The following is an 11,419-nucleotide window of genomic DNA, read 5'->3' on the forward strand; positions in this document are numbered from 1 at the left end:
GAAATCAAAGGACGAAAATAAACCTTTTATACATATAAGTCATGTAAGAAAGGTCTATCGTATGGGCACCGAAAAGGTCGTTGCCCTTGATGATGTGTCATTAGATATCTATAGAGGAGAGTTCGTATGTTTCCTAGGTAAGTCAGGCTCAGGTAAATCAACCTTTTTAAATATGGTAGCAGGACTTGAAAAACCTACCAAGGGTGAAATATATATTGGCAAAGTTCCTATTCATAAATTAAATGAGGAGCAAATAACTTTATTTAGACAAAAAAATATCGGATTTATCTTCCAGTCATATCAGTTAATACAAACTCTTACAGCCATAGAAAATGTCGCTTTGCCACTAATATTTAGAGGGATGGACTCAAGTAAATCAAAGCAAATTGCCCAAAAATATTTAGACCAAGTTGGACTACAAGGATATTACAAAAGAAAACCTGGTCAAATGAGTGGCGGTCAACAGCAAAGAGTGGGTATAGCTAGAGCATTAGTCGGCAAATCAAAAATAATATTTGCTGATGAACCTACAGGCAATTTGGATTCAAATACTACAGTAGATGTTATGAACCTAATAATGGAGGTAATTAGAAAAAATAATCAGACTCTAATACTGGTAACCCATGATACACAAATAGCAAATTACGCAGATAAAGTAGTAGAGCTAAAGGACGGAAATATAATAAATATCAAATACAACGGGAAGGAAAAAAACAATGAACCTGCACAAAATCAAATTTAAACCTATTTTAGTAGCTATGCTTATGATTTTTAATTTATTTAGTATAGCATATGCTGATGGCGAAGATATCTCTGATATTAACAACTGGGAAAAAAAACAGCGACAAGAGGAAGAAGAAAAACGACAGCAGCTATCTAGAGATTACAACGTAGGAGTTACCCTTGAGGCAAGTTTCCCTACCCTGTCAAAAGATAAAAACTACGATATCAGCATCGTAGTAAATAACAACGGCGGAGTAAATATAGAAAAAGCAACAATGAAAATTTCTTCATTACCAGAAGGCATCTCATTAAAAAGCGAAAGTAGCCTTACTCAAGATGTTGGCGTAGTAAACGTAGGTCATAAAAGCCAAGTAACATATAACATAGTTACAAGTAATAGCATCAAAGACGGCACTTATCCTATTACCTTTGAACTCAAGGCGAAATATGGCACACAATATGACAATTATAAAGACTACTCCACTACAAAAACATTTTATATAAAAATCAAAAATGACAAGGTAGCTACTGATAATACAAACTATAAACCATTTATAATATCAGACGTATCCCATGTAGCCTCTATTAATGAAGGAGAAGTAGCAGACCTATCATTTAAAATTACAAATCCAAACAGCGAAGCTATAGACTCAGTCAAGATAACAGTAGAGCCTGAAGAGGGACTGGTAAACAGTACACAAGCTATATTCATAGAAAATAATTTTTCAGCAGGAGCTAGTAAAACTTATACAGTTAAATTATTTGGAAAAGATAAAGCACAAAAGAAAAACTATTCCGTAAAAATGACTGTAGAATCCGCTTTACCTCCTTCATCAACACAAAATACTTCAGACGATGACAAAAAAACAAAATCATTACCTTCATCGTCTCAATATACAGGCATATTTTACAATGCACCTAAAGAAAAAGACCCTTCATCAGATAAAGATAGCACAAAAAATAAGCCAATGATAATGGTTCAAAATTACACTTACGGAAATCAAGAGGTACTTCCAAACAGTAAATTCCCACTTACAATGACATTTATTAACACAAGCTCAAATAAAGCAATGACTAATATAAAAATTTCATTATCAGACGATGGTACATTTACACCTGTAAACTCTTCCAATTCATTTTTCATAGGCAAATTGTCACCAAAAGAGTCTGCCTCAAGAAACCTAGTCTTATCAGTAAAACCTGATGCAGAAACTAAAACTTATCCATTAAATATTGACTATATTTACCAAGACGAATCAGGAAATGAAATCACTGCAAAAGATACCATCTCAATACCAGTAATGCAAAAAACCTTACTCCAAATTGATGAAATTACTAAACCACAAGATGTAATGATCGGCGAGCCTGTAACAGTTAGCACATCATTTTATAACCTAGGCAAAACTAAAATATCAAATATTAAAGTAGTTGGAAGTGGAGATTTTGAAGTAAGTGGAGAACCATCATACTTTGTAGGTTCATTAGAGGCTGGAAAGTCTGACTCCTTCTCATTAACAGTTACTCCAAAGGATGAAAAAAAAGTCACAGGCACATTTACATTTACCTATGAAACCCTAGATGGTCAAACCCATACAGTAGAAAAACCATTTGACTTTGAAATGTCACCAATAGAGCTACCACCTATGGATGATGAAATGATGCCTAAAGAGCAACCCAAGAAAAATTATGTAGCATATATAATTGGAGGTATTGCAATCATAGCTGTAGTGGCAGTAATTATTAAAAAGAAAAAGAATAAGAAAAAAATGCAGGAGCTTGATTTAGATGAATAATATAGAGCTATTAAAAATGGCTATTACCAACCTATTTCGAAGAAAAGCTCGAAGCATACTTGCTATACTAGGCGTTGTTATAGGTACTGCATCAATAGTTACAATGGTATCTATAGGACTTGGTATATCAAAAAACTTCAACGACTCTATAAAAGGTAACTTTGAGCTACACATGATTAGAATATACGGAGTTACACCTAAAAAAGTAGAAGGTCAAAAGCCACTAAAATTAAACGATGATGCAATAAAATCAATTAAAGAAATTAACGGCGTCACATCAGTTACTCCTGTAAAAAGGCTATCAACAAGAATAATCTTAGGTGATTATTCCGGAGATATTAACCTTACCGGAATGGACCCTGAATTTTTTGAAAAAATGAATCTTGAATTTAAAAAAGGTAGAGCATTTTCTGCATCTGAAAAAAATAAAATAGTTGTTGGAAGTCAAATCCCAATAATGCTTGAAAAATATAAAACCGGAGAATATGTAAATTACGACCCAGATGGAAATTATAAAGACATAAAATTAATATCCACAAAAGTAGAAATAACCAAAGACCCAGATTATAAGATATCCTCTCAAAGAAAACGCATGATGTCCTCCGGTTCAGGTATTAGTGCTGGAGAAAATGGCAATACACCTAAATATGAAATATTTAGATTAGAATCCGTAGGAGTAATATCAAAGGATTCTTTCGCCTACGATGCCTTCACCTCCTTAAAAACCATTGATGAAATAATAAAATCCAACACCAAAGCTGAAAATGAAGCAAGTAACAGTGGCGGAGGTCAAAATAACCAAAAAAATCTAGATTATGAAGAAATATCTATATATGTAGATAACATAGAAAAAGTGGAAGATATCAGCACCACTCTTAGAGAGTCAGGCTACCAATTTTACTCTATAATGGATGAAATTAAGCAGACTCAAAAAATGTTCTTTATGATACAAGCTGCACTTGGCGGTATAGGTGCAATATCACTAATAGTAGCAGCAATAGGTATCACAAATACCATGATAATGTCAATCTATGAAAGAACAAGAGAAATCGGCGTAATGAAAGTCATAGGTGCTAGCCTAAAAGACATTGAAAAATTATTTTTGAGTGAGGCTGCGGCAATTGGACTAATCGGTGGATTTTTAGGTTCAATATTTAGCTTGATACTTTCATTTATAATGAACTTTTTCTTTTCCAACTCAGCTATGTCCAGCGGTCTTATGCCCGGTATGGGTATGGGAGGACCATCTGACCAAGCACAGTCATATATCTCATATATGCCTTGGTGGCTGATAATATTTGGTATACTATTTTCTACAGCTATCGGCATACTTGCTGGATATATCCCAGCAAAAAAAGCAATGCAACTTTCAGCCTTAGAAAGTTTAAGAAATGAATAAGATTTAATCTTTACTAAATACAAAAAACACCACACAACCTCAAAATTGTGTGATGTTTTTTATTTTATCTTACTTATAGTAAACCAATCAAAGGCTATCCATTTAAAATATTGTATTTACAAAGCAACTGGTTAAAGTTCATATTGCAATTTTTCATAGCAAGATTAAATGTAAAGACTCCCGAATTTTTTACTATCTCAAATAAATAGCAAACCTCGTAATCACAGTCTGACATACTTTTGTGATATAGCTCTTGTCCATCAATATCAAAAACCAATTTTCTTTTGCCAATGGAAAAGTCAATACTACAAATATTTTTTACCCCCGCAGATTTAACAGCTATAAACCTGATATATTTGCAGTATGTAGGCAATTTAGATAAATTAATTAAAATTGTTTCCTTAGTTATGTTTTTTTTATCAACACTTTGATTATCACTTATATGAAACAGCGCACCTGTACGTGAACTATGGTTATTGTAAAAAATTAAATCTCTTTCATTTACTAGTAAGCCTCTTTTATCAAGTATCGCAGCCATTAAATCTACATCAAAATTTTTTTCTTCTGTAGCTGATTTACACTCAATTGTAGAATAAAGTAAATCACTTTCATCCAAAACCTCATGTTTTACGTACACGTCCTCACCAACTTTTAATATTCTTCTAAAAAACTAAACTTCTTCCCGTTGTTATTATAACCTAATACACAATCCATGTAAACATTTTTAGTCGAAGAAAAAATACTTTTCTCAACCAATGGATTTGTCTTTTTCATCTCTTGTATAAGATTTTTAATTTCATAACGCTTTGAGCCGGTCTTTTTAGCAGCTACCATACAGGCACAATTGAGCATATTTAATCCGGCATTTTTTGTATATTTTATTACACTGTCCTCGCGTATATAATACATCGGTCTGATTAATTCAATATTTTCAAAGTGAGCTGACCTAACCTTTGGCATCATAGTCTTATAAGAACCTGCATAGAGAACATTTAGCATTACGGTTTCTATTACATCATCATAATGGTGTCCAAGTGACAGCTTGTTGCAATTTAACGATGTTGCAATGTTGTATAAAGCTCCTCTTCTCATTTTTGCACACATATAGCAAGGGTAATCCGAAGAAATTTTATCAGCAACCTCAAATACATCTGTATCAAAAATTTTTATAGGAATTTGAAGATACTCACAATTTTCTTCCAAAAGCTTTCTTATATCCTTGTGATATCCAGGGTCCATGACAATGTATTCCACGTCAAACTTTATGTCGCTATATTTATGAAACACCTGAAATAGCTTTGCCATAAGCACAGAGTCCTTGCCTCCTGAAATCGCTACAGCAACCCTGTCTCCCTCTTGTATCAACTCAAAATCTCTAATTGCCTTAGTAAATTTACTCCATAGCTCTTTTCTATATTTTTTTATTATATTTTTTTCTATTTGCTCCAGTGATAGTCTTTCACTGTCCACATCAATTGTCTGACAAAAATTTGTTGCTAAGCTCAAAATCGTACCTCTATATAAAATTAGTCAATTACAAAAAAGTTTATAATAAAAAAGACTGCTTACGCAGCCATTTTATTTTTTGTATTACATAGCTCTTTGAACTTTATTAGAACGCAAGCAAGCTGCGCAAACCTTCATTCTTTTTGGAGTACCATTAACTATTACTTTAACTTTCTGAAGGTTTGGTTTCCAAGTTCTTTTTGTTCTTCTAACAGAGTGAGATACATTATTACCACTTCTAGTACCTTTGCCACATACTTCACACACGAATGCCATCTATATACACCTCCCGAATTTATCTATTTTTTATCCATTAAATCTAAATCTTATTGATTTTACCACATTAATCAAAAAAAATCAACTGTAAATGCACAGATAATTTATTTTTTTGTATTTTTAATATAATATATATAATTTTGCGTTTGTAAGCACTGTTTAAGATAAGTTATAAAATAAACTGTATTATCCAACATTAATTTAACAAGCTAACAGAGTTCGCCACTACATTAAAATTTTATTTGATATCATGGTCGAACTTTGTTCGCTCAAAATTTCATTTGTCAGTTATACAAATTTTCTTATTATCTTTCTCATGTCTCCAATAAGATACAAAGAACCTGCAACTAAAAGCATATCGTCATTATCGCAATATGCCCTTGCTTTTTTAAACGCCGTTTCATAATCGTCCTCAGCCTCAGTTTTTATATCCAAATTTTTAGTCTTAACAAATTCGTCTATTTTTATTTTTAAATCCTCTGCACCGGTAGCTCTGTCACTATGTGGAGATACAGTTATAATATTTTTTGCAAATGGAGCAATAATTTCTATCATTTGAGTCACTTGCTTATCTGCCAAAATGCCTAAGACTAAAACCATTTTTTTATAAGAAAAATATTTTTCAATACTTTTTGCTAGGTTTGTAATTCCATCAATATTGTGTGCCCCGTCAATTACTACTAAAGGCTCTTTTGACATTATCTCTAGTCTACCTATCCATTTGACATTTTCAAGTCCTTTGAGGATTTGCTCTTTAGTTATATGTTCACCAGTAGAGTTTAATGTTTCTATAATATTAATCGCTACTGCTGTATTTAAATATTGGTGTACTCCAAGTAAACCTAGTTTTACATCATATTCATCATTTTTAGTTTTTATAGTAAACTGCTGGTGTGAAGAATTTTTTTGGGCATCGTCCTTAGTTTTTATTATATCCCCTTTCGATACCTGAATTATTTTTGAATTATTTTCTGCTGCTGCTTTTTTAAATACATCATAAGCCTCTTGCTCTTGTGGATATAGCACAACAGGTACATTCTTCTTAATTATACCTGCTTTTTCATAAGCAATCTTAGCAAGTGTATCTCCAAGTATATTCATATGGTCAAAGCTGATAGAAACAATCGCACTTACAACCGGTGTCATTACATTTGTAGAGTCTTGTCTGCCTCCCAGTCCTACCTCTATTACTGCATAATCCACTTTTTGCTCATAAAAATACAAATACATTGCACAAGTTATGATTTCAAATTCTGTAGGCTCTTCATACCCAAGTTTTTTTATTTCACCAACTGCTTTTGCTACCTTAGTCACCATATCAGCTAGGTCGTCTTTAGGAATATTTACTCCATTAATTTGTATTCTTTCTTCAAATTCTTCTAAAAATGGTGATGTATACATACCTACTTTGTAGCCGGCTGCAATCAATATTTCTGTGGTCATAGCTGTTACAGAGCCCTTGCCATTTGTACCTGCTATATGGATACATTTTATTTTATCCTGAGGTTCGCCTAGAATTTCTAATATTTTTAGTGTTCTTGGCAAACCTAGATTTATTCCAAATTTGTGAGCACTTTCTATATAATCCATTGCTTGAGTGTAATTCATAATTTTCTCCAAAAAATATATATAATATAATTATTTACATATTATACTATACTTTTTTAAAAATAAAACGCCGAATTTTATTCGACGTTTTATAATATACAAATGTGAAAACTAAAGTTCTACTTTCGCAAGTATATCCTTTTCTATTTGGTCTACTTTGCTTTCAAGTTCTTTTACTTTTTCAGTCATTTCTTTTACAAATACTTCATCCTTTATAGAGCCAAGGTTGATTTTTACGTTGTAAAATGCTCCATGGACAGCGGCTCTAGCTTGCATAGCTGCACAAGCACCATCAGTTACAGCATTTGAATTTCCTTTTTCAATTACTTTTTGAGCAAGCTCTAGCAATTCAAATGCGTCTTTACCAACGTTAAATGGTGTAGTAGATGCACCCTTAAATGCGTCTTGCACTTTAGCTGTTCTTTCTTTTTTCTGCTCATCAGTATCCTTAGGCATTTTGAAAGCAGCCATTATTTTGTTGAAAGAATCAGAGTCTTCATCAATATAATTTACAAATTTTTCTTTTAATTTAGCTGCCTTTTCCTGTACTTCTTTCATTTCAGCTTCGACTTCTTCATAGCCTTTTTTGCCTATAGTTAGGCTTGTAACCATTTCTATAAGAGCTGCCGCACTAGCTGCTGATAAAGCGGATATGCTACCACCACCTGGTGCTGGAGAGTCAGACGCTGTTTCATATATAAAATCTTTAACAGATAATTCTCTTAACATTTTTCCTCCAATTTAGAATAATCCTGTAATTGTTCCCTTTTCATCTATATCCATTCTGTTTGCAGCAGGTACTTTAGGAAGACCAGGCATTACCATGATGTCTCCAGCCTCACAAACGATGAATCCTGCACCGGCAGATACTCTAACATTCTTGATGTTGATTTCAAATCCGGTAGGAGCACCAACTAGAGCTGCGTCATCAGAGAAAGAGAACTGAGTTTTAGCCACGCATATTGGCAATTTATCTAAGCCAAGTTCTTCAAGACGTTTAACTTGTTTTTTAGCGGCTGTTTCAAATACAACACCTTTTCCACCATAGATTTCTCTGATGATTGTGTTAAGTTTGTTTTCAATAGTATCATTTATATCATAAAGTGGTCTGTATTCTGATTTTTCTGTTTCAAGCATTTTAACTAGCTTTTCAGCCATTTCTATGCCGCCTTCGCCACCTTTTTCCCAGCATTCGTTAAGAGAAACTTCAACACCATATTCGGCGCATTTCTTTTCAAGTAATTTGATTTCAGCCTCTGTATCGTTAGCAAATTTGTTTATAGCAACTAATACTGGTAAACCGAATTTTCTCATGTTTTCGATTTGTTTTTGTAGGTTTGCAAATCCTTTATCAAGAGCCTCAAGATTTTCAGCACCTAATTCAGTCTTTTTAACTCCACCGTGCATCTTTAATGCTCTTATTGTAGCAACTATAATTGCCGCATCCGGTTTAAGTCCGCCATATCTGCACTTGATATCTAGGAATTTTTCACCACCAAGGTCAGCACCGAAACCTGCTTCAGTGACAACTATATCACCAAGTTTTAGACCTAATTTTGTAGCTATTATTGTGTTGCATCCATGAGCTATATTGGCAAATGGTCCACCATGGATTAATGCTGGAGTATTTTCAAGAGTTTGCACAAGATTAGGTTTTATAGCATCTTTAAGTAGCATAGCCATTGCACCATTTACCTCTAAGTCTGCTGCTGTTACAGGCATATTATCAAGATTGTAACCTATAACTATTTTCCCCAATCTTTCTTTTAAATCCATTATATCATTTGCAAGACAAAGAATAGCCATAACTTCTGATGCAACAGTAATCATGAAACCGTCTTGTCTTGTAAATCCGGAGGCTTTGCCACCAAGACCTACTACAACACTTCTAAGAGCTCTATCGTTCATGTCGATAACTCTCTTCCAAACTATTTGTCTTGAATCTATTCTTAAAACATTTCCTTGTTGGATATGGTTGTCTATAGCTGCAGATAATAAATTGTTAGCAGTTTGAATTGCGTGCATATCACCAGTAAAATGTAGATTTATATCTTCCATAGGAACTACCTGTGCATATCCACCACCAGCTGCTCCACCTTTAACACCAAAAACTGGTCCAAGAGATGGTTCTCTCAATGCTATGATAGCTTTCTTGCCTATTTTATTTAACGCTTGTCCAAGACCTATAGAAGTAGTAGATTTTCCTTCACCGGCTGGAGTAGGAGTGATAGCTGTAACTAGTACAAGCTTCCCATCTTTATTTCCTGCCACTCTTTTTATAGCGTCAAACGACACCTTTGCTTTGTATTTTCCGTAAAGCTCTAGATCGTCATCTTCAATTCCAATACTTTTTGCTACATCTGTTATTGGTAACATTTTAGCCTGTTGTGCAATTTCTATATCGCTAGGTACATTGCTCATAAATTAAACTCCTTATTATTTTTATATGAATTAATTTTAAATAGCTTTGTTTAAGTATTATAAACTAAAGCTTGAGATTATGTTTGACTAAAGCAAAATTCACTCAAGCTTTAATTTAGTTTTTTATTAAATTAACCTAGAAGTCTCTTTTCCATTATTTGGCTAAGGTCAAAGTTTTCTATTTGTAGATAGTATTCAGCAACAGCCATTAAAGATGCCATTGGAACTGTACCTATAACTTCAGAACCCACTACATTTACGCCATATCTTCTAGCTTCCATTTTTACCATTTCAAACGCTTGGTATACAGCAGTTTTTTCATAGTTTACAAGGTTCATAGAAACCTGAGTCTGATTTCTTTCTTCAAGCTTAAGACCGATAGCTTTTACAAACCTAAGTCCACCACCTATAAATCTTACTTTTTTAGCAATAGCAGTAGCTATTTCAAGATTTGGAGTATCAAGGTTGATATTGAACGCTACTAGAGAAACTCTAGCACCTATAGCAGTAGCACCGCTTTTTTCATTCATCTTTCTTGGACCATAATCAGGTTCCCAACCCTCTTGGTTAATTTTTTCAAAGAAACCTTCGTATTGACCCTTTCTTACATCAGCAAGATTTTTTCTTTCAGGCTTAGTAGCAGCATCTTCGTATAGATAAACAGGAATTCCAAGTTCCCCTACTTCTTTGGCAACTTCATTAGCTAACTGTACGCATTCTTCCATAGTAACATCTTGTACTGGAGTAAATGGAACAACGTCAGTAGCTCCCATTCTTGGGTGAGCCCCTTCATGCTTAGTCATGTCTATTAGCTCTGTAGCAACCCTTATTGCATTTATAACAGCTTCTTTAACCTTTTCCGGTTGTCCTATCATAGTAACAACTGTTCTGTTGTGGTCTTGGTCAGAAGAATAGTCAAGTAATTTAACTTCTTTAACTTTTCTTACTTCATCAACTATTTTTTCAACTTTATCTTGGTCTCTACCTTCGCTGAAATTAGGTACACATTCAACTAATTTTGCCATTTTTCCTCCTCTTTGATGCGTTATACATCAAATAATTTTAAATTTTATATTTTTTTAAATCTATTTACTTTTATTTACTTGCCACAGCCATATTACCATTAACAAATAAAAAAATCGTCTAATTGCAAATTTTTTTTTAAAAAAATGTTTTCATAGCAAAAAACGATTTGACGCAATTTTGACGATATATTTTGATAAAATAGATTTAAAATTAACAAACATAGCCTTTACTTTATATGTTTTATTATACTTAATTAATTTGTATTTTTCAATCGATTTATTGGAATTTAATTTTAAAAAAACTTGCAAACAAGTAAAGCTAATCATTAATAAAAAGTCAAACCCCGCGTGTGCGGGAAAAATCAATTTTGCTCTTTGAGAAATTTCTTGACTTTAGGATCACCCCCGCGTGTGCGGGAAAAATCAAATACATTAAATGTAGATTCTGATTTGCTTGGGATCACCCCCGCGTGTGCGGGAAAAATTAGGGGATTTCATTTCTGCACAAAAGTTTTAGAGGATCACCCCCGCGTGTGCGGGAAAAATAATCAGTAGGGCAATTGATAAAACTTGATGATAGGATCACCCCCGCGTGTGCGGGAAAAATGGATATAACTGGTCAAAGATTCCGCTTATACCAGGATCACCCCCGCGTGTGCGGGAAAAAT

Annotated in this window: 10 protein-coding genes and 1 CRISPR repeat array; of the genes, 3 read left to right on the forward strand and 7 right to left on the reverse strand. The window is 33.5% G+C overall.

Annotation, left to right across the window (positions count from 1 at the left end; all coding sequences use genetic code 11):
* The first annotated feature begins 61 nt into the window (after positions 1-61).
* The 3 genes from BBG48_RS05040 to BBG48_RS05050 are packed head-to-tail and all read left to right on the forward strand — an operon-like array spanning position 62 to position 3,915.
* On the forward strand, positions 62-742 hold the full coding sequence (locus BBG48_RS05040) for an ABC transporter ATP-binding protein (protein ID WP_094754461.1): 681 nt from the start codon (positions 62-64) through the stop codon (positions 740-742).
* Positions 717-2,516, forward strand: a complete 1,800-nt coding sequence (locus BBG48_RS05045) for a COG1361 S-layer family protein (protein WP_068913510.1) — start codon at positions 717-719, stop codon at positions 2,514-2,516. The genes BBG48_RS05040 and BBG48_RS05045 overlap by 26 nt, the downstream gene beginning before the upstream one ends.
* Positions 2,509-3,915 carry an ABC transporter permease gene (locus BBG48_RS05050; protein WP_068913509.1) on the forward strand — a complete coding sequence of 469 codons (1,407 nt, stop codon included), beginning with the start codon at positions 2,509-2,511 and terminating at the stop codon, positions 3,913-3,915. The genes BBG48_RS05045 and BBG48_RS05050 overlap by 8 nt, the downstream gene beginning before the upstream one ends.
* A 94-nt stretch (positions 3,916-4,009) precedes the next feature.
* Here BBG48_RS05050 and BBG48_RS05055 read toward each other — a convergent pair whose 3' ends face one another.
* The 7 genes from BBG48_RS05055 to ftcD all read right to left on the reverse strand — a co-directional run bounded on the left by BBG48_RS05055 (position 4,010) and on the right by ftcD (position 10,751).
* Positions 4,010-4,552 carry a TerD family protein gene (locus BBG48_RS05055; protein WP_068913507.1) on the reverse strand — a complete coding sequence of 181 codons (543 nt, stop codon included), beginning with the start codon at positions 4,550-4,552 and terminating at the stop codon, positions 4,010-4,012.
* A 14-nt stretch (positions 4,553-4,566) separates the two neighbouring features.
* A complete protein-coding gene (locus tag BBG48_RS05060) occupies positions 4,567-5,424 on the reverse strand; it encodes a tRNA 2-thiocytidine biosynthesis TtcA family protein (RefSeq protein WP_199560382.1) in 858 nt (285 codons plus the stop codon).
* An 81-nt stretch (positions 5,425-5,505) separates the two neighbouring features.
* Complete coding sequence (gene rpmB, locus BBG48_RS05065; RefSeq protein WP_068913504.1) at positions 5,506-5,697, reverse strand: 50S ribosomal protein L28; 192 nt, start codon at positions 5,695-5,697, stop codon at positions 5,506-5,508.
* 288 nt (positions 5,698-5,985) lie between these two features.
* Entirely contained in the window at positions 5,986-7,305 is a 1,320-nt protein-coding gene (locus tag BBG48_RS05070) for a bifunctional folylpolyglutamate synthase/dihydrofolate synthase (protein WP_068913502.1), read from the reverse strand.
* Positions 7,306-7,416: 111 nt separating this feature from the next.
* Positions 7,417-8,034, reverse strand: coding sequence for a cyclodeaminase/cyclohydrolase family protein (locus tag BBG48_RS05075; RefSeq protein ID WP_068913500.1), 618 nt, complete (start codon positions 8,032-8,034; stop codon positions 7,417-7,419).
* 12 nt (positions 8,035-8,046) lie between these two features.
* Positions 8,047-9,726 carry a formate--tetrahydrofolate ligase gene (locus tag BBG48_RS05080; protein ID WP_068913499.1) on the reverse strand — a complete coding sequence of 560 codons (1,680 nt, stop codon included), beginning with the start codon at positions 9,724-9,726 and terminating at the stop codon, positions 8,047-8,049.
* A 131-nt stretch (positions 9,727-9,857) separates the two neighbouring features.
* Positions 9,858-10,751: a glutamate formimidoyltransferase gene (gene ftcD, locus BBG48_RS05085; RefSeq protein WP_068913497.1), complete on the reverse strand. Its 894-nt coding sequence runs from the start codon at positions 10,749-10,751 to the stop codon at positions 9,858-9,860.
* 335 nt (positions 10,752-11,086) lie between these two features.
* Positions 11,087-11,419: a CRISPR direct-repeat array (repeat unit 28 nt; unit sequence GGATCACCCCCGCGTGTGCGGGAAAAAT).

The organism is Criibacterium bergeronii (assembly GCF_001693775.2).
GTDB lineage: Bacteria > Bacillota > Clostridia > Peptostreptococcales > Filifactoraceae > Peptoanaerobacter > Peptoanaerobacter bergeronii.